We start from the raw sequence: 21,353 nt of genomic DNA, 5'->3' as shown, positions 1-21,353 counted from the left end.
TATGGTTCTAGCTGATTTTTCTACTGATTACCCAGGGGCTGTGGGTTGTTTTCATCCTGTACGGCAACCGCCATGAACCGTCGGAAGAATCTATCGCCCGGCGCTTTATCAATTTGCAGATGGTATCGGCTGAGTCGGCGCTGAAAGCGGACGGTGAGCAGACCCTGCTGACCGCCACGGCGCTAAGCGACGCCGCCGATGAAACCAGAACGATAGCAGGGGGCGATCCCTACTCCACCGACAAGGGCGCGAGTCCTGTTGCCGTGCCTGGGGCAGGGGCCGTCGATGACGGCACCGCACCTGCCGCCACTCGACATGGGGCGCCGGGATACCCGGCGTTGCAGCGGCTGGAACGTATTGCCAACAGGCAGGTCACGGCAGCCGATGGGCAGCAATATCTGCTGCATTATGACGTTGAAAACTTATGCAGGCTGTATCATAATGGCCATAGAAGCAACATCCTCAATATGCGCAGCCCGCTGTTCTGGCTGGGATTGACTGGCGGTTTGCTGTTCAGTTTTCTCCTGGCGTGGAACCTAACTCGCCCGATGTGCCAGCTACGTAGCGCCTTTGAGCGCGTGTCGCTGGGCGATTTGTCGGTGCGCCTGCACCCCATTATGCGCAGCTGCCACGATGAGATAACCGAAGTGTCCAAGGATTTTGACGCCATGGCCGAGCGGCTACAGGTTTTGGTCGCGGCGCGCGAGGCGCTGTTGATGACATTTCCCATGAACTGCGCACGCCGCTGGCCCGATTGCAGCTGGCCATAGGACTGGCGCATCAGAAACCGGCGAATGTGGACACCTCTCTGGCACGTATCAAGCAGGAAGCTGAGCGCCTTGACCGCATGGTGGGGGGAGTCGCTGGCGCTTTCACGCGCGGAGCATCAGGGCATGGTGACGGAGGAGTATTTTGATCTGCTGGGGCTGGTAGAGGCGGTGGTCAATGATGCCCGCTACGAGGCGCAGCTCACCAAGGTAACCATCACGCTCACCGCCCGGCAGCCGGCGGATTATACCGTCAAAGGCAACGCGGAAATGATGCGCCGCGCGGTGGAAAATATCGTGCGCAACGCGTTGCGTTTCTCCTTGCCGGGGCAAGAGATTGCGGTGATGCTGGCGGCGGAAGATCGTCTGCTGACGATTAGTGTGGGCGGATCAGGGGCCGGGCATCGCCGAAGAAAAACTCTCCAGCATTTTCGATCCTTTCGTGCGGTTGAATTCTTCCCAAAGCGGTAAAGGTTACGGCCTGGGTTTGGCTATCACCCGAAAGGTACTGTTGGCACACGGCGGATCGGTCGAGGCGCATAATGGTCGCGAGGGCGGGCTGCAAATTCATCTGCGGCTACCGTACTGGCAGTAACCGCTTTCGGGTTGACCGCGGTTGTCAGGGCGGCGCTCGCCGTCGGCTCTTGATACGATAGTATTGCTGCGGCGACGAGCATGTTGGGGCTTAGCGGAGCTTGATGCTACAAGCGCGCTGCGCCGGTAAGAACGTCACATCGGGATCCCTCCGACTTTGTTGCTGGCTCAGGTATACGCGGCATGGCGGTGTCTGACGGGATTGGGCGATTGGGCCGGCATCCTTTCCCCTTGCGATCCTGTTGCCTGTACGACAGCGTATCGCTGTAAGACGCGGCGAAAAAATTAACGGCGCTCATTGAGCGCCGTTAGCGTTATGCCCGCGATGGGGACGAAAGAAAAGCGTGGGCCTACTTGCGGATGCGGATGATCGGGGTTTCGCCGACCACGACGCTGCCAGACAATTTCACCAGTTCTTTGATTTCATCCATATTGGAAATAACCACCGGTGTCAGGGTCGATTTCGCTTTTTCTTCCAGCAACGGCAGATCGAACTCAATCACAACGTCACCTTTTTTCACGCGTTGACCTTCTTCAGCAATACGGCGGAATCCTTCGCCTTTCAGCTCAACGGTATCGATACCGAAATGAACAAACAGCTCAATGCCGCTGTCGGATTCGATGGAGAAAGCGTGATTAGTCTCGAAAATTTTACCGATCGTGCCGTCTACCGGGGCGACCATTTTATTGCCGCTGGGCTTGATGGCGATTCCATCGCCCACGATCTTTTCAGCGAAAACCACGTCAGGAACATCTTCAATGTTTACAATTTCCCCCGAAAGAGGTGCAACTATTTCAATGCTTCCCGTGTCTTTCTTGTCATCGGAAACCAGAGATTTCAGTTTATCGAACAAACCCATGATCTTCTCCTAAGCATTTATATCGGGTCAGCGTCGTGAAATCAGCAGAGCGTTTTTTCTTCAATAAATTTGTTGACTAGATTCATCAACTCTTCCGCTGTTGGCTGAGCTAATGCTTCCTCTGCTAATGCCTTTGCATCGCCAAAATTGGTATTGCGAATAATTTTCTTGATGCGCGGGATAGAGATAGCACTCATGCTGAATTCATCCAGTCCCATCCCTAATAACAGTAGTGTAGCACGTTCATCTCCCGCCAGCTCGCCGCACATGCCGGTCCATTTGCCTGCAGCGTGAGACGCGTCAATGACTTGCTTGATTAATGTCAGTACCGCCGGAGACATGGGATTATACAGATGAGAGATGAGCTCATTACCGCGATCCACGGCAAGAGTATACTGGGTCAGATCGTTTGTCCCAATACTAAAGAAATCGACTTCCTGTGCCAGATGGCGTGCGATAACCGCAGCGGCGGGCGTTTCTACCATCACGCCGACTTCAATGCCCTCGTCGAAGGCCTTACCCTCTTCACGCAGTTGGCCTTTCAACAGCGACAGTTCCTGCTTCAGGGTACGCACTTCTTCTACCGAAATAATCATCGGATACATAATGCGCAGTTTGCCGAACGCCGAGGCGCGCAGGATGGCGCGTAGCTGAGCGTGCAGCATTTCTTTACGGTCCAGCCCGATGCGGATGGCGCGCCAGCCGAGGAACGGATTGTCCTCTTTTGGCAAATTCATATAGGGTAAATCTTTGTCGCCGCCGATATCCATGGTGCGCACGATAATAGAGCCGGTGGGCATGGATTCCGCCACCGCTTTGTAAGCCTGAAATTGCTCTTCTTCGCCCGGCAGGGAATCGCGGTTCATAAACAGAAACTCGGTGCGATACAAGCCTACCCCTTCTGCGCCGTTGCGCTCGGCGCCCGCGACGTCGCGCACGGTACCGATATTGGCGCAGACTTCGACTTGATGGCAATCAAGCGTGACGGCGGGCAGATCTTTGAGTTTGGCCAGCTCGCTCTTCTCGGCGGCGTACTGGCTTTGCAGCGCTTTCAACTCTTCGATCACCGCCGGTTCGGGATTGATGTAGATCTGGTTATTGATCGCATCCAGAATCAGATAATCGCCGTTGGCGATCTGCTTGGTAATGTTGCCGGTTCCCACGATAGCCGGCAGCTCCAGCGAGCGCGCCATAATTGACGTATGGGACGTCCGGCCGCCGATATCGGTGACAAAACCCAGAACTTTATCCAGATTCAGCTGCGCGGTTTCCGACGGCGTCAGATCCACCGCGACCAGTACGGCTTCCTCACTGATGGCACTCAGATCGATAATTGGCATCGCGAGGATGTTGCGTAATAAACGTTTACCGATGTCGCGCACGTCGGTGGCGCGTTCTTTAAGGTATTCGTCATCAAGTTCTTCCAGCGCTTTGGCCTGCGTTTCAATCACGGAATAGACTGCGGCATCCGCGCTGGCGAGATCTTCTTTGATAAGGGCTATGATGTCCTGCTCAAGCTCTTCGTCTTCCAATAACATGATATGGCCTTCGAAGATGGCTTCCTTTTCTTCACCGAAGGTTTCACCCGCTTTGGTTTTGATCGCTTCCAATTGCGCGGAAGCTTTGGCACGTCCGGCAAGAAAACGTTCAACTTCCTGCTCAACCTGGTCCGCGGTGATCTTTTTCCGGTTGATGACAATCTCATCTTCCTTCAGTAGCAGCGCTTTACCAAAGGCGATGCCCGGTGATGCTAAAATGCCTGAAATCATAACATTACCTTACTAATGACACATGTTAACTTAAAAGACCGGGCCGTATATTACTCGAGCTCTGCCATCAGTTTAACCAAATGTTCTACCGCCTTTTGCTCATCCTCGCCTTCCGCGGCGATAGTTACGACGGTACCTTGCGTCAAGCCTAGGGTTTGCAGTTTGAACAGGCTTTTGGCGCTCGCGCTTTTGCCATTGGAGGTCACGGTGATTTCGGAACTAAAGCCTTTAGCTTCCTTGACAAACTGGGCGGCGGGACGGGTATGCAGACCGTTAGGAGCAGTAATCGTAACTTCTTGCTGGTACATTTTATTTCCCCAACTTATTAGATGATATCAGTGTTATGGGGCTAAAGTTTAGCCTAAAGGTTCACTTTAGCCTATATGGTTGTCGTGGAGTCTGTGGCGCAATCGTAGGCGTTACTCGTCCTGACAGTGCGTCACAGCATTAATTGCTTAATCACGCCATCCAGGGGCATGATTGCTTTTGACATTAATCATTATGCCGCTTTTCGTCGGAAATCTATAGGCCGGCGAGCGTTTCTGTTTTCTGTATAATAAATATCATGATTAATTTAATACTACGAAATAATTGTCCGCTTAAATACAAGACAGGACCAACAAAATCAATTCGCGGTGGGTGGAAAGTATGATCCATCCCACAAAAAAGCACCCTGGCGGGTGCTTTTTTCAACAAACCGGCTATAGCGGGCGTTATTGTAATTCAGGTAAAGTAAACAGATCGGCAAACAGGGCGGTGCTGAGGTAACGTTCGCCGGAAGAGGGCAGGATCACCACGATAGTCTTGTTGGCGAAGTCCTCCTCGGCCTGCAGTTTCAATGCTGCCGCAACGGCGGCGCCGGAGGAGATGCCGGCCAGAATGCCTTCTTCTTCCATCAGACGACGCGCGGTGCTGATCGCTTCATCGTTGGTAATTTTTTCTACCCGATCGATAAGCTTCAAGTCCAGATTATCGGGGATGAAGCCGGCGCCAATCCCCTGGATTTTGTGCGGGCCGGGCTTGATTTCATCGCCGGCCAGCGCCTGGGTGATGACGGGGGAGTCGGTCGGCTCCACCGCGACCGTGAACACATTCTTACCCTGGGTATTTTTCAGATAACGGCTAACGCCGGTAATCGTGCCGCCGGTGCCCACGCCCGCGATAAACACGTCCACTTCGCCGTCGGTATCCTGCCAAATCTCCGAACCGGTAGTCTGTTCGTGGATGGCGGGGTTGGCCGGGTTACTGAACTGCTGCAGCATCAAGAAACGCGCAGGATCGGTCGCGACAATCTCCTCTGCCTTGGCGATGGAGCCTTTCATCCCTTTCGGACCGTCTGTCAGCACCAGATTGGCGCCCAGAGCCTTGAGGAGCTTGCGGCGCTCGCTGCTCATAGTTTCCGGCATAGTCAGCGTCAGTTTGTAGCCGCGGGCCGCCGCCACATAGGCCAAGGCGATACCGGTATTGCCGCTGGTGGGCTCCACCAATTCTACGCCCGGTTTTAGCACACCCCGTTTTTCCGCATCCCAGATCATATTCGCGCCGATGCGGCATTTGACGCTGAAGCTGGGATTGCGGGATTCCACCTTCGCCAGGATGCGACCATTGCCGATACGATTTAAACGGACCAGCGGAGTATGGCCGATAGTCAGTGAATTGTCTTCATAAATTTTGCTCATGACCAGTCCTATAGTTCAGGTGCGAAAGAAAGGGATTTTCAGCAAAGCATACCCTTTCAGCATAGGGGTGGAAGTGACAGAATCGTATATCGTTATGTTATTAAGAAATAAGTTTTTTATTCCCAAACACGAAATAACAATAGATGTTTCATATGGTTAAGGGATTTATCATTTTCTTCTGCAAAACCCTTCTGCAAAATTGTATGTTTTTTATCCAATCAATTACACAGCAATCACAGTCCAATTACGGCCTCTATCATCATTGTACTTATCGGTCATTTGCTGGTTTTTATGGCCAAGCAACGATTTCGTATCTATTCCTTGCTCTCTGTATAAACGTTCAGATAAAGAACGTTGTTCATGAAATGTTGGAGGTGTGCCTTCCTTCCATTTGATGCCGCTCGCATCTCTAGCGGCACTAAACGCGCCAGTGATTGTTTGTTCTTGAATTCGGCCACCGCGTTTTGCTCTAGCTACTGAATGATGATGGTGTAAAAGATATGGGCTGACAATGCTATCACGGCACATGGAAATAATTTCTGATAAAGTAATATTAATGGCTTTGCATTGAATAGATAAGGGAATGGCAATACGTGATCCGGTTTTATTCTGAATGACATGCAAATGATTATCCCATACATCAGAAAATTTCATGTTTGATATATCCCCAAGTCTTTGTACCGTGACTATAGCGAGTAGCATTGCTTTCTGTAGGTAAGGCGGTAACGAACCTGCACGGTCATAAATACCTCTCCATTCTTCAAGTGCTAACCTCTGACGTTCAACTTTAACTCGTGGCTGCCGAGATGCTTGTGCAGGGTTGTATCCGGGGGGAACTTCTCCTGCTTGCTGTGCCTCTTTAAAAACATCTATCATTAGGCTACGCACTACTTTAGCCATTCCATTTAATCCACGGATTTTATAATCATTCAATATCTCTGTTACATCTCTCACAGTTACTTCTGAAATAATCTTATTGCCAAGATGTTGACGCATCACGTTAACAGGATTTTTTTTCTGATTGACGGTAATGGCTTTGATTTCACCGATCCGTTGACGCTCTTCTTGTATTTCCCAATAGCGGTCAAGCCAACCGCTAACAGAAATACCTTCTCCAATGTGTTTACTGATATTGTCACGAGCAGTAAATAGTTGTCCCATCTTATGTTCAGCTAGACGAGTGTTAGCCTCTACTGCAATTTCTCTGGCAGAGTCTTCATCTGTTCCAAGCCCGTGAAATTTGCCGGTTACAGGGTGCTTGTAACGCCAGTAAACACGTTTTGTTCTCTTGTCGATAAAGCACGACAAGCCAGGAATAGTGACGTTATATTTACGTGGACGTCCCATCTGAGAGAATCCTTTTTAAACGGTCATCATCGTCTTTTTTTATAATGGGTTTATTGGAGATGCCAACAAAGCGTGCGGTTTTTTCGACCCACCATGTTCGCCCAGCCTTTTTAGGGTGAGGGAAAATCATTTTATTTTTTGCATAAAATAAAAGAGTTGCATAACTTGGTGGATTTTCACCAAACTCATCGTTAGCCCAATCTTTTATGCGTTGCATACGTGCCATTGGTCATACCTCAATACGACCGTTCAACATACTAAATATGCTGTCCGGATTGATTTTGATTTTTGAAAATCAGTTTTTAAAAATTGCTAGTGCATTATGCTACATTACTATCAGTTCGGCGCAGCGTTACTGCGCCCCGTAGTTATTCAGAACGTGGCTCGATGGCGACAGCAAAGACGGTGGGATATAGCGGTCCGTCCCGTTTTCGCGGCAGTACATCGCCAGCCCCCTGTTACAATGCGTTCCGGTCTTCTGATAAATATCTTGAAGCTTGTTTTCAACTGTGCGATGAGAGATACCCAGCCGCCGTCCGGTCTCCTTGCTGGTCAAGTTATGCAAGGCAAAGAACACGATTTGCTGTTCGCTTGGCGTAAATAGCGTATCAGGCTCAAACATCGCCGGGCGCGGCGCTTCCCCATCTACGCATTCCAGCGTCGAGCCAAACTTGAACGGGCGCGCATGGCAGATGGTGCCGATGCACTCGAATTCCACGTCCTTCGACTGGTCATCAACGCAGTCAAATTGCGGGCAGAAATCGAAAAGGTAGGGCTGCAGCGTCTGCTCAGGGCCATAGGGCTGGACATTCTGCACCTAGAAAAATTGACCACTTTCGCGGGCTTTTTCCTCTTGCGCTCGAAACAGCTCAAGAGCCAAAGGTGAATCAAGCAATAACGCCTTCATCGCCTGATTGAAAAACGGAAGACCGTTCTTACTCGTTACCGCACAAGGCGTGGTCAGATGCATGCAGGTGTACATCGAAGATTCGTTCATGCCGCACCCCCGTTTTTCACTGAATTTGGCAATAATGTATTTACAGTTGGTAAATCTGGCAGGTGCATCCAGTGAGTTACGTACCCATTTAAAAATCCCTGACAATCTCCGTCATCAAAATATGCAATATCAATATGCCCATTGCCGGTTACAAGAAGCATCAGCCCATCTTTTGGCATTTGCTCGCCGCAAGCAATCCACCCATTTTTTTCTGCATCGCAGTTTTCGTTCGGCCCATCAAGAGAGGCTAGCGCAAACCGGGCAAGTAATACCTCTTCATTCTGAATTTTATGGATGTAATATGATGGCATCATGACATCGTGTATTTTGAAATGATGGATAGTACCATCTTGTTCAGCAACGCATAGTTCAGGTGACCAACTACCACTAATAATTTTATATTCCTCGTCTAGCTCGGCCCATATCTCAGCGGCTTCATCTGGACTACCTGCTTCTATCTCATGTCCATCGTCGAAATCTTCTCCGTTCTCAGGACACCATGCAAAAAATACATTCATTCGGCATTCCTTTTATTAATGATTGGTGTGATAAAAGGTGTTGATTGGTTTCATTCTATGCAGTGCATTGTTCACCAGGGACGCCAATATTTCTTCTTTCGACAATCTATTTCGGATTCCTTTTTCATATTCTTCTATTATCTTTCTGTCAGCATCATGTTGAGCGAATTGGTTGTCACCCATCATATTCCATCGCTCGGCCTCTGCGATATTTTCCATCTGGATAATGTGTCTTTCCAGTTTTTCGATTTCTTCGATAAGTCAGGTTTCCCGGCGTGCAATTAACCCGGTAAGTAAACCATTCATGTTTCACTTCATGAAGTTAAATCTTTAGTCATTAAGAAATGTTAATTCCACTGTTCGCCAAAGGTAAATCCAAGTTCAGCTAACGCCATATCCATTCTTTCTATGAATTCTGGAATGGCCTCTTCAAACTTTGAAATATATTTATCGTCTTGTTCAATAATGACGTTGTGAAGTCCTTCACGTTTCATTCGAGGGTCATAGTTAGCAAAATGCCATGCTTCTTTACCCGTAACCCACATGCTAAACTGAACCTGAGCCATATATTCCGATTTGATGCCGTCAAAGCCATTCAGTCTAAAATTAATAAAATCACGTGATGTAAATAGACACTTTAATTCAAGTCCCAGTCCATCACTACAGTCGCCATCGGGGGAGCACGCTACACGCATATCTTCCTCCTTGAATATGATGGGGACGTCGATAACGGTTAACCCTGTAGTGAACTCAAACAGTCGTCTTGCTACCTCTTCGTTTTCTTTATCCCCATTCTAGCGGCCTTGCCTTCACTTCAGGAGATTGCCCGGTACAAATCTCGGCAATCAGCTTATTGAAGTAAGACCGCTTCGTATCCGTCCATTTGTTGCCTGAACGTGGGTTGGAAATCACGCAGGAAGCCTCTGAGGCGGTTATGGTGCCAAGGCGCAAGCGCAACCACTCTTCGGCTACCCTGTTGCACCTGCGTGACGTCTATGCCCGTTTTAGACAGAATAATGTCGGCGTCTATCATGCTGCATCCTTGGTGGCTCTTTTCCGCAAGAAGTCGAGCGCCTTTAATGCCTCCTGGTCGGTCAGCTCTGCCGCTTTGCTGACCTGCCGTTTGAATACTGTTGAGCAAAGGGGAAGGAAATCTTCATCCCAGGTTTTGTCTAGAGATAAAAGCAGGTCATTGATAGCTTGCAGCGTTTCAGTTGTTGCACTCTTATGACTCGTTGAGTGGCTTGCTGATGGTGTGACATCGCGCGCGTCAATAACATCCAGCGTCTTGCCTTCCATCTCCTCGGCTGTGGGCTGCTGACCGATTTCCGGCCATGCCTTGCGAAGTGCCTGAGCCTCTGCGCACTTTGCTATCTGGCCGTAAGGGCGCTTTTTCCACATTGCATTAGGTGCGCTGGAATCCCTGCCTGCGGTCGCATAGTTTTCCAGCCAATATTCTTTCGCGCTGTACTCAACAATCTGTCCGCTGGGCATCATCTTGCATACTGTATATTTGCACCACTGTGGAAAAGTGACTTCTATGCCCTTAAAATTTTTGGTTTCATCCGCTCCAAAGATTTTTGTTTCATCCGGTCCAAATTCTGGCTCCTTGGCACCTGCGTAATTTCCTGACCGGTCTGCCTGTATTCGATACAGTTCGACACCCGGCATAACTATGTCTCTTTGCTGTCCCTTGCCGGTTTTGGCGTCTGTAATATACATTGGCACCAGATGCACCGGCTTCATTAATGGGTCAAGCTGACGCGCTCGGCAATAATCCAATGCCATCATGACAGATTCATCTTTAGCGCCGGGATAAATACTATTTTTTAGTGCGCTCCATGTGGCAAAATCAACGCCTTTTTCGGCTAAAATCGCAGAGGTTGTATTTAATTCATTTGCCATTACGCCACCTCGTCAAAAGTTTCATGATAATAGAGCATATTAATAGATCGCTGGTTTTTTACCGCCTGTGCCACCATGTTGTAGACCGCAATCATAAATTCGTCATTGTTTTGCATCGCTAATAGCAGTGCCTTTTCTCCACATCCTGAAATAACCGCTGCTAATTTCTGGGCCAGATATTCATAACTCCATTCGTTGTTGGACCATTCAACTTCTCTTGCAAGGTTTTCCTCTTGCTCCGGTGTGAATCTTTCAACCGTGCGGCGAATTTCGTTTTCGGTTTCAATATTCATTTCATCTCCTTTTATAGCCAAGCTCATATCTAACCGTTGCCGGATGACGTAAAGCGGTCTATAATCCCTGCGTCCAATGATGGAAGTCATTTGTCATGCCTCGCAGGAGTTGGTTTGGTCGCCAACTCCGCCGTCACCGGGACGTAAAGCCGGTAGAGACGCCCGCCCTGACGCGGGCTTTTTTACGTTTCTTGCTGATTATTGTTTACTGCCGCCTTTAAGCATTTCCAGTAGTTCATTTTCTTTGAACATCAGATAGCCAAGCTTTCCGGCGAACCAACGGAATTTGTTAATATCGCCAACGAAAGCATCCGCGGGAACGTCTTCGGTAAACAGGATCTTGCCTGTGTAGTCAAAGGCAAGCATGATGCGGCTAGCGACAGCATTTTTCTGATTGTTGGGCAATGCTTACGGTGTCCCGTGCAGCGTTGCTTCCATGTGGTTAAACTCGCTGATATACGCTTCTTTGAACCGCGCTGCACGTTTGCCAGTGAAACCCATTGCCAGGAATGCGAAGCCGTCTCGGGTGATCTGGTAGCAGGGGAGAGTTGCCTTCCTGTTGAGTCGGTGTATTCACTGGGCGAAAAATTTCGCTCAGTGAATTCAGCCGAACATTCCAGACGTGCGATCTTTGCCAAAACGTCTTTGTGGGGCTTTTGAAAATACTCCGCAACAGCGATTGAAGTCGTGACAACGTGGCCATCAGCGATCGTAACAACGGGCGAGGTTTGGATAGGGGTAGTAGTAGCCATATGGCAGCCTCCAGATTGAGAAATCTATTGCTACCACCAGAGGTCTCAAGCTCATTGGTGGCAGCCCAGACGGGGTTGAGACTACCGGTCAATCTGGAATCCGGCCAGCCCGAAGGCTGCCCCGCCTGAGCCACCATTGAATGATGGGCTACAGGCAACAAAAAAAACGCTTTGGGTGCGTGTCTTGGCACCAGATCGATATACGGGGTCTCAAACCCGGCAACGGAATTTGCCGCTGCAAGGTGACTATAGCGCCCGTCAATCATCGAATCAAGCCCAAACGCGAACATAACCTTATTGCTCGATTCTCCGTCTATTGAAAAGGAAATAAGTAAGGCTATCAGTGCACTGCATGCGCTCCAAAAAAGGCCGGTTTACGGTAACTACTGCCGGGCGTAGCGAGGTATAACCAATGATTTTATTAAGTACTAGCCTGTTTCAAGGATTTAAGGTGTTCTGATTGCGCGATTTCGGCAAGGTTTCCCCACAGTTTTGGATAGGTAAGACCGGCCGTGATTTAAAAAAATGGTGCCGGAAGCACTCATCGTCGCGATGTATTTGCTTACCAGCCCTCATGCAAACATGCTCGGGTTGTACTACATCCCTGTGCAGCACATTGCGTATGAAACTGGCTTGGGAATGGAAGGGGCTTCAAGGGGGTGTAGAGGCCGGTTTTTGCCACTACGATTTTGAGTCAGAAATGGTTTGGGTCATTTGAGATGGCTAAATACCAAATCGGAGCCTATCTAAAACCCAAAGATAACCAGTGTCTCGGCATTCAAAGATTATACGACTCTCTGCCAGAAAACTATTTACTTTCAATGTTTTTCAAGTACCACCAGAGTTTTCACTTAACAAATTGCCGTGAAAATTGCCGTGGATTTGGGCGAAAAAAAGCAAGGGCCTCCGAAGGGGCTTACAAGGCCCTCCAAAGCCAGGAGAAGGAGAAAGAGAAGGATAAACACCTTCTGCCCGGAGCTGAAAAAACTCAGCTCCAGGCCGGCGAAAAATCATGCGGCGAGTTACCCGATGGTTTTTCAGGGTCAGAACCCGATGCCGAAATCCCATGCCCAACCGGAGACCGGAGTGCGGCCACTGAGCGATGGTGCGTCGAAGCGAGGGGAAGCCACGCAGCGCAAGGGCGCTGGTCTGCATTCCCCGTCTGAACCCATGTTTATCTCGCTGCCGCTGAACGACGGGAGTGAATTTTCCGTCACCGAGGCGCTTGTGACCGAATTCGAGTCGCTCTACCCAGCTGTGGACGTCAGGCAGGAGCTTCGCAATCAGCGGGGATGGCTGCTTGCACAGCCCCGACGGCGGAAGACCCGCAGGGGTATCCGGCGGTTCGTGAGTGGCTGGATGTGCCGTGAGCAGGACAGGGCGGGACGGACGCGTTCCCCCACGGCTCAGGCAGTTACAGGACTTGACTGGGACGACACGAAGTGGGCTAACGAGCTGATTGACAAGGGGATTCTGTGATGCGGAATGTCAAAATAGCCGGGGTGGCAATCCTCCAAGCGTTTTGCTCAAGAGGCGAATTTCGGTCTCCGTTGCAGTTCAGGAATCGATTTTAAGGCACCTAAGAAGCTCGTGACGGCGTTTTCTCCGTTAAAACGTACATTAGCTACTCAGATCAAAAAACGCGTAGTGAGGCTTACAGGAGGTTTTTTGGGATGTGTGGCTGAAACCCACTTTTCTGGTCGTTTTTTGAGCAAAAAACTTTGGGCTCTTCGACGCAAACACTCAAGGTTACCAACGGGCTAACAGGGAGATTCCGTGATGGCTGATGTAAAAACATTCGTGTCGCCGCTGCTGAACGACCGGCAGTTGCTGGCGGTACGCCTGTTCAACGAGGTTTTTAAAGCGCTGCGCCAGATTTTCCCTGCGCCCATGGCAAACATCAAGACCGCCGATGACTTAGACATGCTGCGCCGACAGTGGGTTATGGCCTTTGCCGAGAACGGGATAAACCACATGGGGCAGATTGAGGCCGGGCTTGCGATGGCACGAAAAACGGCCTCGCCGTTCCTGCCGTCGCCGGGCCAGTTCATCGCGTGGTGCCAGCAGGGCAATTCACAACACGCCGGGCTACCCACGGCAGAGCTACAGCGAGTTTCTGACCTACTGTAAACGCCGTGGTGACTACGAGAGTGCGGAGGATTATCCCTGGAAGTCCGCCGCTCTGTACTGGCTGGTAACGGACCTTTTCGACTCCATGCGGCGACACCGTCTGACGGACGAAGAGGTTAGAAAAAAATAGAAATTTTTATTGTCAAAAATGGAAAAAGATTAGGGCGGGGTGACGTTATTCCGGCACCTGTTAAACGCATTGCGCCGCCGAGGCATCCATCAGGCCCCACGCCCGCCGAATTGCTGTATGCCAAATACCAGCAGCGCAAGGAGGCTGGGCTGATATGAAAGCAGTTGCTAACTATATCGTTAATACCCGAGAGGTATTGGCTGCTCCGGTATTGTCGCTGATGGCATGGATTCATCAAGTGTGCCGGTGGTGCGTATTACGCCATCTCAGGCGGTTTTGGGAAGATAATCAGCACCTGCGCCAGATTGCCCGCGAACATCACTGGGATTTGGTGCTAAGTACGTTCAATACTGACGACAACTATCGTTTTATCAAGGTGGAGGCGCGTACTCGCCAGCAGAAGGGGATCTTATAAACATGACTCAGTGCCGACCCCGAGAAAAGCTCAAGCGGCAGGTTCTCGATTATATCAAAGCGAATGACGGAACGAATCGCCTTGATCTGGCTGCCGCGTTGCATACCGATGGCTCCAATATCAGCAAGGTTGTTCGCGAGTTGATCGCCGAGAAATATTGCCGAAATAATCTTGTTTACCGGTTCGATAAATTACTACTGGCGGTGAGAAAAAATGATAGTCAGCCAAACGCCAAAAGCATGTAAGGACAAATGGCAAACACCGGTCGAGATATTCCGTGCGCTGGATGCAGAGTTCGGGTTCGGCCTTGATGCTGCAGCTGACTTCGCCAACGCCCTGTGTCGCCGCTATTTGACCGAAGAGGATGATGCCCTGAATTGCGAATGGCACACCCGGGGTGCAATTTTCTGCAACCCGCCCTACAGCAACATCACGCCGTGGGTCAGTAAGGCCGCCGAGCAGTGTGCGGTACAGAAGCAGACGATTGTGATGCTGCTTCCCTCTGATACCTCAACGGGCTGGTTCAGGATGGGGTTGGAAAGCGTCGACGAGGTGCGCGTTATTACCGGGGGCAGGTTGTCGTTCATCAGCGCTGCAACCGGGGTGTGCGGCAAGAACGGTAACAGCAAGGGGAGCCTGTTGTTTATCTGGAGGCCGTTTATTAAAAACCGTTGCCAGTTCACCACGGTAGACAAAAGCGATCTTATTCGCATCGGGACTGAAGCGGTACGCGAAGTTGCAGCGTGATATAGGCCAGATATCGCAGCCCATGGCGTCAGGAGCCGTTATCTGATGAGAGACGGAATGGAATAGGTTTAAGCGAGAAAACAGAATGTGAAGCCGTACAGAGCGTTTTGTGGAAGAAGGACCGTTAACAATTTGCTAACGGTCAAGTCAATGCTAACTTAAATATTCATGCGAGGTATTAACGTGATCTCTAATAATTTATCAGTTAATCATGGCTTTGTCACTGATAGAAGCATCGATAGCCAATCATTGCTTGAGATGGTCAATTCGGCGCGGAAGGATTGTGCAGAAAGTATGGTGCATAACAATGTTTTTGTTGAGCGAATCAAAGACGAATTGGATGGCGAGACCTACAAAATTTTTGTAGGTCAAAAAAACGGCGCCACAATCGATATTGTTGAGATGAGTATCAAGCAGGCGCTCCGCGTCGCTGCTCGTGAATCGAAAGCGGTACGCCGCGCTTTGGTCGATAAACTTGAAGCAATGCAGGAAGCATATATTCAAAAAAGGCGTTCAGGTAGCGGCCTGGTTGAATACCGTCTTGCCAAGGCAGATCAACTGCGAGCACAAGCTCTCGAAAGGAACTTGGCATCTGCTCGTGAGTTGATGGCAATGTGTCCCAACCTTAGTGAATCAGCCAATCAGGTTATTGTAGCGTCATTGGTTAATCCTTTGTTAGGACAGGCAGTAGTGCCGCTGCCCGTTCTTAAAGAGCACTATTACAGCGCCAGCGAAGTCGGCGAAATGCTCGATGTATCCGCCAACAAAATCGGCAGGATCGCTAATGCGCACAACCTGAAAACTGAGCAGTATGGGAAATTCTTTCTCGATAAATCCGCGCATTCCAGTAAGCAGGTCGAAGCGTTCCGCTACAACACAAATGGCGTTGCAGCTTTACGTCAGCTTCTTCACGGCACTGAGGTCGCTTAAAGATCATGAGCGTGTTTGGGCTTGATTCGATGATTGGCGGGCGATATAGTCACCTTGCAGCGGCAAATTCCGTTGCCGGGTTTGAGACCCCGTATATCGTATCGGTGCCAGAACACGCACCCAAAGCGTGTTTTTTGTTGCCTGTAGTTACCCATTCAATGGTGGCTCAGGCGGGGCAGCCTAAGGGCTGGCCGGGTTCCGATACGACCGGTAGTCTCAACCCCGTCTGGGCTGCCACCAATGAGCTTGAGACCTCTGGTGGTGGTTGTTTTACCATCGTATCGGAGGCTGTCATAATGACTACTACCCTCACCCAAGCTAAGACTATTGAAATCGTAGAGCCGAAAGTTTTTGAACAGAACGGTAAAATTTTAACTACTTCCTTTGATGTTGCAGCATATTTCCGTAAACGCCATGACGATGTACTAAAAAAATTCGAGCCGTTATAGCCGATTGTGAGCGTGACTATCATGTCAGCAATTTTGCGGAGATGTTCCAAGAGGTCGAAGTTGCCAATGGAGCAGTGCGTAAAAGCCCGTACTTTGAACTCACCCGCGATGCCTTCGTGCTGATCGTGATGGGCTTCACAGGCAAGCGGGCGTTGCAGTGGAAAATTGATTACATTAAGGCCTTTAATCGTATGGAAGCCACGCTATACGGGACACAGGCAGGACGATCAAAACAGTTAGGGAATGTTGCTAAACGCATTTTGCTTTATCTTGATCGAGCAGAAAATATTCTATTTACCGAAGAAATACCACTCAATGCGATTGTCGGCGATATGGATAAATTTCGGTGGTTTGCCGGAAATCTTGGCTATTTGGTATTTAAAGAAGATGAACTTCTCAAATTCTTAAAGGGCGGTAGCAAGTGAATCTTTCTCTCCCGTTCCCGCCGAGCGTTAACGGCTACTGGCGAGCACCGAACCGGGGAAAGCTTGCAGGGCGGCATCTTGTCAGTGAGCGGGGCAGAAGGTATCGAGCTGAGGCGGTTGCGGAAATTCTTGAGCAGCTCCGCGGTATGCCTCAGCCAGTGAAGGGCGACTTAGCCGTATCGGTAATGTTTTGTCCGCCGAGCAGAGCAAAGCGGGATCTTGATAATTATTTCAAGGCATTGTTTGATTCGGTGATTAATGCCGGGATCTGGATTGACGACAGTCAAATCAAAAAGCTTGAAGCCGAGTGGGGACCAGTGACGAAGGGGGGAGAGTGTATCTTTCTATTGTTGAAACACCACAAAATTTAATAAGTGTACGAGTAAGCTAATAATTTATGGCCGATAGCATCGATATAGCCAGCCAGAACGAGGAAGCATTTCGTCAACATGTGATAGCGAATCATCGTGGTGAGCCTTTGCCGCTTACCGGGCGATGCTACAATTGCGCAGATCCGACAGAGGGTAATTTCTGCTGCAAAGAATGTGGAGAAGATTGGGAAAAGCGGAAATATTTTGAAAGTCAGAAAATTAAAGAGTAAATGTAAACGAATACCCTTGACGCTCAACAGCGGCACCGCAACTTGTAGCGACTATAAATTTACCAACATCCGAAATCTCAAGGAAACCGTATCATGAGCAAAACCTTGTTCACCTATGACGAATCAGCAGCTGTATCGGCCGGGCAGAGCAACTTTATCAAGCGGTTATCCATCTCAAGGAATACCGCCCGTCGATGCGTACGAGGATTCAATCCCGTTCTGAAGATAATTTGGGGCTGGGCGTGGGTTGCCAAGAAAGGTTAGATGAGGATTTTGACAAGCGTGACCGCAATGCCAAGAAGTGCCGTCATCATGGCAGCCATCTTAATGAGCAACCACGTTGATATGCTTTCAACATCCTTACGCAAAAGGGCTATCTGGGTCGCCGTTTCTTTTCTGGCATCGGCGATTTGGGAATCGGTTTTTTCAAAGCGAGCTTGCATTTGTGTTTCGTGCTTCTCGAAGCGGGCTTGCATCTGAGCTTCGTGTTTCTCAAAGCGAGCTTGCATCTGAGCTTCATTCTTCTCGAAACGAGCATCCATATCTTTACGAACGTCAGCTATCTCCGCAGATAAGTCCTTGCGGACGTCTTCAATATCGCGCTTGACGCCGGTAATTTCAGTCGAAAAATCTTTACGTATATCAGCAATGTCACGTCTTACATCGTTGACATCTGCTTTGGTAGCAAGATCGGCGACTTCGTGAGATTTACGCACAACGAGGGAAATCGCCTTGGCCTGATCTTTTGGCAACCCGGCGCTTTCCAGCGTTTCGACGAACTCTTGTGTATCAAATGCGACTTGGCCCATATGCGTATCCTCTTGGTGATGCAGACAGTATAGCGGTGAGCGGCATGGCAAGGCAACTTTGTGTCACTACCGATCCAAAACTGACCCACTGTGCCAATTTAAGCGCTACCACCTGCGGAAAAACCTCAAAGAAAAATTCCCGTAGGAGACAATAAAAACCCAACACAACAGATGCCCGTCAGAAGATGCATATTTAGCCTCTCGCCGCCGCCATTTCAATATGTCAAAAAGCGGCTCAGCAGCGAGCTGGCGAGGTTTCCGGGGCCATGCTAGTGCAGAAGTTCGCTTCGCTCACGTATCGGCGCGCTGAAGCTCCTGAGGGCATTTAAAGTACTTTTCGCGCCTCCCATGCCTACGGCATAGACCACCCAAAACAGAAGCAGGTGGGTCAGTTTTACTTCGGCATGGTGGGTCAGATTTCAATTGGCACTGACAACTTTGCTGGTAGTTTGCTATAATCACCACGCCAGCCTGAACAACTGACACCCCCTCTAACTCAACTGCTGTGCCGTCCAACCCAGAGGGTAAGATGGTGCAGGCGGCATATCAAAAAACGAGACCTACCACACTGACCACGGCGACAGCCGAGGCCGGCGGTGTGTTGCAACCGGCAAAAACACGCTCTCAGGATCGCACGCGCGCGCGTTTTAAAGCGTGCCAGTAGTTGCAACGGTCAAAACCGACTGGTTCCGGGTGATAAACGACATTACCCGCGCCGGCATTCCGTTACAGGAAATCGCCAGAGAGCTAGACGTGTCCAAGTCTGCGATTATTGGCTGGAAGCAGGGCGCGGCACCTAATCATCACACCGGCGAGGCGCTGATTGATTTCTGGTGTTATGTGACACATCGCCAGCGCACAGAGCTGCCCGTGCAGGTATCATCGCGGCGCTTTGTGTACGCCTGGCGCAACAAACGCTAGCCCCCGCTTCCGCAACAGCGTATTTGGTCGGGATCCCGCCCGGGCATCCCTTTCACACTGGTGGCTCTATTATCGACAGGAGCCACGACAATGGCACGAAAGAGAAAAACCGTCGAAATCCCGGGGCAGGAGTCCACAACCGCCGCAGAGGTTGCGACAGACGAACAGGCGGGCAATCAGACATTGCCTGAGGGTGTCGGCACTGCCGATGAGCAGACCGTGCAGCAGAGGGTTTCTGCACTGCTAGACAGCACTGTGCAGGCTAAGCGTAACGCTATCCTGTCCATGCTTGACGCGCAGGCCGCAGCCATCATCACCCGCTTTGACGCGCTGGGCTTTACCGATATGGCCGACCAGAAGCTGACCGACAATCTCTCTTTCCTCGAACTCGTCAAGAAAGCCATCACGGCAGCACCCGTTGCGCCGCTTGGGGTTGTGACGAATAATGAAGAGGGTAAACGTCAGCCCGTACTGGGTAAGCCGATTTTAACGGAACACGGCTGGCACGTGCCGGGCTAAGGAGAACGTGATGTGTGGAGGGAGTGCACCCCAGATCGTACGAACGGATCCGCAGGCTGAAGCCAATGCGGCGGCTGACGCCGCGGCAAAGGCGGCGAACGCAGATGCCGCCGCGCGCAAGAAACGCTCGTCTTTGCTGGCCAGTGGTGCAGAAGGGGCCGCGGACTCAGGCAGCTCTTTGTTGTCTTCGGGCGCGCAACCGGCGCAGAAAAAGGCATTAGGGGCGTAACCAATGGATGAACTCGCCGTCAAGCTGATTACGCGTGCTGATGCGCTAAAATCCCATCGCCAGCGGCATGAAAGCGTCTGGAGCGAGTGCTACGACTACACCTATCCGTTGCGTGGCGCCGGTTTTTCAGCTGACGTGCTGGACGCACAGAGCGCTAAGTCGAAGGTGGCGAAGCTGCTGGACGGTACCGCCACCGATAGCGCCCGCATGCTGGCCTCGGCGCTCATGTCCGGCATGACCCCGGCCAACGCACAGTGGCTCAATCTCGACTGTGAATCGCTGGCTGACGAGGACAAGGCCTGGCTCTCCACCTGTGCCACATTGGTATGGGAGAACATCCACGCTGCTAATTTTGACGCGGAAGGCTATGAGGAGAATCTTGACGTCGTGTGCGCGGGCTGGTTCGTGCTGTACATCGACGAGAACCGGGAGGAGGGCGGCTATACGTTCCAGCAGTGGCCACTGTCGCAATGCTACGTTGCGTCAACCCGCAAAGACGGCATTGTCGATACGATTTATCGCTGCTACCAGATGACCGCCGAGCAGGCTATCGCCGAGTTCGGGGAGGCGGGCGTCAGCGAGAAAATACGCCGTGCTGCCAGGGATAAGCCGGATGACAAGTTTGATTTCTTGCACGCGATATTCCCGCGTACGAATTATGGGGTAAACGCCTGTTTGGCTAAGCATTTACGCTTTGCCTCTTTTCACGTGGAGAGACAGGGAAAGCGCATAGTGCGAGAATCGGGTTACCACGAATTCCCGGTTTGCGTACCGCGCTGGATGAAAATCCCTGGCGGCGCGTACGGCATTGGCCCGGTATATGATGCGTTGCCAGACTGCAAGGAGCTGAACGAAACCAAACGCATGGAGAAGGCCGCGCAGGATTTGGCCATTTCGGGCATGTGGATTTCCGAGGATGACGGTGTCATAAATCCGTACTCCGTCAAGGTCGGCCCGCGCCGTATTATTGTGGCGAGCAGCGTGAACAGTATGAAGCCCTTACTCACCGGGGCTGATTTTCAGGTCGCGTTTACCGCGGAAGACCGCCTGCAGGCCAGCATTCGCAAAATCATGATGGCCGACCAGCTGCAACCACAGGATGGTCCGGCGATGACCGCGACCGAAGTCCATGTCCGCGTTGCCCTGATCCGCCAACTGTTGGGGCCGGTCTACGGCCGGTTTCAGGCGGAATACCTGCAACCGCTGGTTGAGCGCTGTTTCGGTATTGCCTTCCGCGCAGGCGTCTTCCCGCCTCCCCCGGACAGCATGCAAACCGCGCATTTTAATGTGCTCTATATCTCTCCGCTGGCCCGCGCACAGAAGCTGGAGGACGTGACGGCGGTTGAACGTCTTGGCGCGAACGTGGCGCAGCTCTCTCAGGTTAGCCCGGAGGTCGTAGATCTGGTTGACACCGATGAGGCGACGCGCGTGGTGGCCGATGCGCTAGGCGTACCGGCGAAGGTGATCCGCTCGGCGGCGGATGTCACCAGCCTACGCGACCAGCGCGCCAGGGCGCAGCAGCAAGCGCAACAGCAGCTGATGATGCAGGCCGGGTAGGAGGCCGCCA

The 21,353-nt window shown here is 50.9% G+C and carries 28 protein-coding genes and 5 pseudogenes; 15 read left to right on the top strand and 18 right to left on the bottom strand.

The features are described 5' to 3' along the window. Window positions 1–11 precede the first annotated feature (11 nt). A pseudogene (locus SGP1_RS15515) lies at window positions 12–1,362 on the top strand (ATP-binding protein). Window positions 1,363–1,711: 349 nt separating this feature from the next. Here SGP1_RS15515 and crr read toward each other — a convergent pair. The 17 genes and pseudogenes from crr to SGP1_RS36635 form a co-directional block, all read right to left on the bottom strand. Beyond that, window positions 1,712–2,221, bottom strand: a complete 510-nt coding sequence (gene crr / locus SGP1_RS15510) for a PTS glucose transporter subunit IIA (RefSeq protein ID WP_011411527.1) — start codon at window positions 2,219–2,221, stop codon at window positions 1,712–1,714. A gap of 41 nt (window positions 2,222–2,262) precedes the next feature. Then, window positions 2,263–3,990 (bottom strand): phosphoenolpyruvate-protein phosphotransferase PtsI, encoded by a 1,728-nt coding sequence (gene ptsI / locus SGP1_RS15505; RefSeq protein ID WP_011411526.1) that lies wholly within the window; start codon window positions 3,988–3,990, stop codon window positions 2,263–2,265. Window positions 3,991–4,040: 50 nt separating this feature from the next. Beyond that, window positions 4,041–4,298 carry a phosphocarrier protein Hpr gene (gene ptsH / locus SGP1_RS15500; protein WP_011411525.1) on the bottom strand — a complete coding sequence of 86 codons (258 nt, stop codon included), beginning with the start codon at window positions 4,296–4,298 and terminating at the stop codon, window positions 4,041–4,043. A gap of 405 nt (window positions 4,299–4,703) precedes the next feature. Next, window positions 4,704–5,669, bottom strand: a complete 966-nt coding sequence (cysK, locus tag SGP1_RS15495) for a cysteine synthase A (RefSeq protein ID WP_011411524.1) — start codon at window positions 5,667–5,669, stop codon at window positions 4,704–4,706. 222 nt (window positions 5,670–5,891) lie between these two features. Further along, window positions 5,892–7,016 (bottom strand): phage integrase Arm DNA-binding domain-containing protein, encoded by a 1,125-nt coding sequence (locus SGP1_RS15490; RefSeq protein WP_011411523.1) that lies wholly within the window; start codon window positions 7,014–7,016, stop codon window positions 5,892–5,894. Next, window positions 7,000–7,242: an excisionase gene (locus tag SGP1_RS15485; RefSeq protein WP_041867087.1), complete on the bottom strand. Its 243-nt coding sequence runs from the start codon at window positions 7,240–7,242 to the stop codon at window positions 7,000–7,002. The genes SGP1_RS15490 and SGP1_RS15485 overlap by 17 nt, the downstream gene beginning before the upstream one ends. Before the next feature lie 126 nt (window positions 7,243–7,368). Next, window positions 7,369–7,833: a helix-turn-helix transcriptional regulator gene (locus SGP1_RS15480; protein ID WP_011411522.1), complete on the bottom strand. Its 465-nt coding sequence runs from the start codon at window positions 7,831–7,833 to the stop codon at window positions 7,369–7,371. After that, entirely contained in the window at window positions 7,834–8,013 is a 180-nt protein-coding gene (locus tag SGP1_RS32040; RefSeq protein ID WP_041867086.1) for a hypothetical protein, read from the bottom strand. Next, a complete protein-coding gene (locus tag SGP1_RS15470) occupies window positions 8,010–8,531 on the bottom strand; it encodes a DUF551 domain-containing protein (RefSeq protein ID WP_041867085.1) in 522 nt (173 codons plus the stop codon). The genes SGP1_RS32040 and SGP1_RS15470 overlap by 4 nt, the downstream gene beginning before the upstream one ends. 15 nt (window positions 8,532–8,546) lie before the next feature. After that, the gene (locus SGP1_RS15465; RefSeq protein WP_041867084.1) at window positions 8,547–8,750 is read right to left on the bottom strand and encodes a hypothetical protein; all 204 of its coding nucleotides are present in this window, start codon (window positions 8,748–8,750) and stop codon (window positions 8,547–8,549) included. 128 nt (window positions 8,751–8,878) lie between these two features. After that, window positions 8,879–9,561 (bottom strand): annotated as a pseudogene (locus SGP1_RS15460) (lambda exonuclease family protein). Beyond that, the gene (bet, locus tag SGP1_RS15455; RefSeq protein WP_011411521.1) at window positions 9,561–10,436 is read right to left on the bottom strand and encodes a phage recombination protein Bet; all 876 of its coding nucleotides are present in this window, start codon (window positions 10,434–10,436) and stop codon (window positions 9,561–9,563) included. Before bet ends, SGP1_RS15460 begins: the two are co-directional and overlap by 1 nt. Further along, on the bottom strand, window positions 10,436–10,729 hold the full coding sequence (locus SGP1_RS15450) for a hypothetical protein (RefSeq protein ID WP_158302416.1): 294 nt from the start codon (window positions 10,727–10,729) through the stop codon (window positions 10,436–10,438). The genes bet and SGP1_RS15450 overlap by 1 nt, the downstream gene beginning before the upstream one ends. 198 nt (window positions 10,730–10,927) lie before the next feature. Next, on the bottom strand, window positions 10,928–11,134 hold the full coding sequence (locus tag SGP1_RS15445) for a hypothetical protein (protein WP_041867082.1): 207 nt from the start codon (window positions 11,132–11,134) through the stop codon (window positions 10,928–10,930). Window positions 11,135–11,137: 3 nt separating this feature from the next. After that, complete coding sequence (locus SGP1_RS36645) at window positions 11,138–11,230, bottom strand: hypothetical protein (RefSeq protein ID WP_424141118.1); 93 nt, start codon at window positions 11,228–11,230, stop codon at window positions 11,138–11,140. A gap of 113 nt (window positions 11,231–11,343) precedes the next feature. Beyond that, a pseudogene (locus SGP1_RS36640) lies at window positions 11,344–11,481 on the bottom strand (Rha family phage regulatory protein); the annotation flags it as partial. Then, window positions 11,469–11,747 (bottom strand): annotated as a pseudogene (locus SGP1_RS36635) (ash family protein); the annotation flags it as partial. The pseudogenes SGP1_RS36635 and SGP1_RS36640, both read right to left, overlap by 13 nt. 763 nt (window positions 11,748–12,510) lie before the next feature. Between SGP1_RS36635 and SGP1_RS24590 the strand changes: the two are divergent. The 10 genes and pseudogenes from SGP1_RS24590 to SGP1_RS15395 all read left to right on the top strand — a co-directional run bounded on the left by SGP1_RS24590 (window position 12,511) and on the right by SGP1_RS15395 (window position 17,308). Beyond that, a complete protein-coding gene (locus tag SGP1_RS24590; protein WP_050747739.1) occupies window positions 12,511–12,960 on the top strand; it encodes a hypothetical protein in 450 nt (149 codons plus the stop codon). Window positions 12,961–13,260: 300 nt separating this feature from the next. Beyond that, window positions 13,261–13,741: pseudogene (locus SGP1_RS24585) on the top strand (replication protein P). 154 nt (window positions 13,742–13,895) lie between these two features. Next, window positions 13,896–14,156 carry a hypothetical protein gene (locus tag SGP1_RS15425; RefSeq protein ID WP_041867081.1) on the top strand — a complete coding sequence of 87 codons (261 nt, stop codon included), beginning with the start codon at window positions 13,896–13,898 and terminating at the stop codon, window positions 14,154–14,156. A gap of 2 nt (window positions 14,157–14,158) precedes the next feature. Continuing rightward, window positions 14,159–14,401, top strand: a complete 243-nt coding sequence (locus tag SGP1_RS15420; protein WP_041867080.1) for a MarR family transcriptional regulator — start codon at window positions 14,159–14,161, stop codon at window positions 14,399–14,401. Further along, window positions 14,370–14,903, top strand: coding sequence for a phage N-6-adenine-methyltransferase (locus SGP1_RS15415; protein ID WP_011411518.1), 534 nt, complete (start codon window positions 14,370–14,372; stop codon window positions 14,901–14,903). Before SGP1_RS15420 ends, SGP1_RS15415 begins: the two co-directional genes overlap by 32 nt. A gap of 183 nt (window positions 14,904–15,086) precedes the next feature. After that, window positions 15,087–15,833: a hypothetical protein gene (locus tag SGP1_RS15410; protein WP_041867079.1), complete on the top strand. Its 747-nt coding sequence runs from the start codon at window positions 15,087–15,089 to the stop codon at window positions 15,831–15,833. Between the two features lie 11 nt (window positions 15,834–15,844). Continuing rightward, window positions 15,845–16,282: an ash family protein gene (locus tag SGP1_RS15405; protein WP_158302414.1), complete on the top strand. Its 438-nt coding sequence runs from the start codon at window positions 15,845–15,847 to the stop codon at window positions 16,280–16,282. 41 nt (window positions 16,283–16,323) lie between these two features. Continuing rightward, window positions 16,324–16,707 carry a Rha family transcriptional regulator gene (locus SGP1_RS24580; RefSeq protein WP_050747737.1) on the top strand — a complete coding sequence of 128 codons (384 nt, stop codon included), beginning with the start codon at window positions 16,324–16,326 and terminating at the stop codon, window positions 16,705–16,707. Continuing rightward, window positions 16,704–17,078 carry a RusA family crossover junction endodeoxyribonuclease gene (locus SGP1_RS15400; protein WP_011411516.1) on the top strand — a complete coding sequence of 125 codons (375 nt, stop codon included), beginning with the start codon at window positions 16,704–16,706 and terminating at the stop codon, window positions 17,076–17,078. Before SGP1_RS24580 ends, SGP1_RS15400 begins: the two co-directional genes overlap by 4 nt. Before the next feature lie 26 nt (window positions 17,079–17,104). Continuing rightward, window positions 17,105–17,308: a hypothetical protein gene (locus SGP1_RS15395; RefSeq protein ID WP_041867078.1), complete on the top strand. Its 204-nt coding sequence runs from the start codon at window positions 17,105–17,107 to the stop codon at window positions 17,306–17,308. A gap of 260 nt (window positions 17,309–17,568) precedes the next feature. On the opposite strand, the gene SGP1_RS15390 is transcribed toward SGP1_RS15395, so the two are convergent. Then, the gene (locus SGP1_RS15390) at window positions 17,569–18,117 is read right to left on the bottom strand and encodes a coiled-coil domain-containing protein (RefSeq protein ID WP_011411515.1); all 549 of its coding nucleotides are present in this window, start codon (window positions 18,115–18,117) and stop codon (window positions 17,569–17,571) included. Between the two features lie 654 nt (window positions 18,118–18,771). Here SGP1_RS15390 and SGP1_RS15385 point away from each other — a divergent pair. The 4 genes from SGP1_RS15385 to SGP1_RS15370 all read left to right on the top strand — a co-directional run bounded on the left by SGP1_RS15385 (window position 18,772) and on the right by SGP1_RS15370 (window position 21,343). Further along, a complete protein-coding gene (locus tag SGP1_RS15385; RefSeq protein ID WP_025246086.1) occupies window positions 18,772–19,038 on the top strand; it encodes a hypothetical protein in 267 nt (88 codons plus the stop codon). Window positions 19,039–19,128: 90 nt separating this feature from the next. Beyond that, window positions 19,129–19,557: a hypothetical protein gene (locus SGP1_RS15380; protein ID WP_041867077.1), complete on the top strand. Its 429-nt coding sequence runs from the start codon at window positions 19,129–19,131 to the stop codon at window positions 19,555–19,557. A 10-nt stretch (window positions 19,558–19,567) separates the two neighbouring features. After that, window positions 19,568–19,786: a hypothetical protein gene (locus SGP1_RS15375; RefSeq protein WP_041867076.1), complete on the top strand. Its 219-nt coding sequence runs from the start codon at window positions 19,568–19,570 to the stop codon at window positions 19,784–19,786. A 3-nt stretch (window positions 19,787–19,789) separates the two neighbouring features. Next, entirely contained in the window at window positions 19,790–21,343 is a 1,554-nt protein-coding gene (locus SGP1_RS15370; RefSeq protein ID WP_011411513.1) for a portal protein, read from the top strand. The last annotated feature ends 10 nt before the right edge of the window (window positions 21,344–21,353 follow it).

It is taken from the genome of Sodalis glossinidius str. 'morsitans' (genome assembly GCF_000010085.1).
GTDB classification, from domain to species: Bacteria; Pseudomonadota; Gammaproteobacteria; order Enterobacterales; family Enterobacteriaceae; genus Sodalis; species Sodalis glossinidius.
This window is presented reverse-complemented; position numbering and strand designations above follow the sequence as displayed.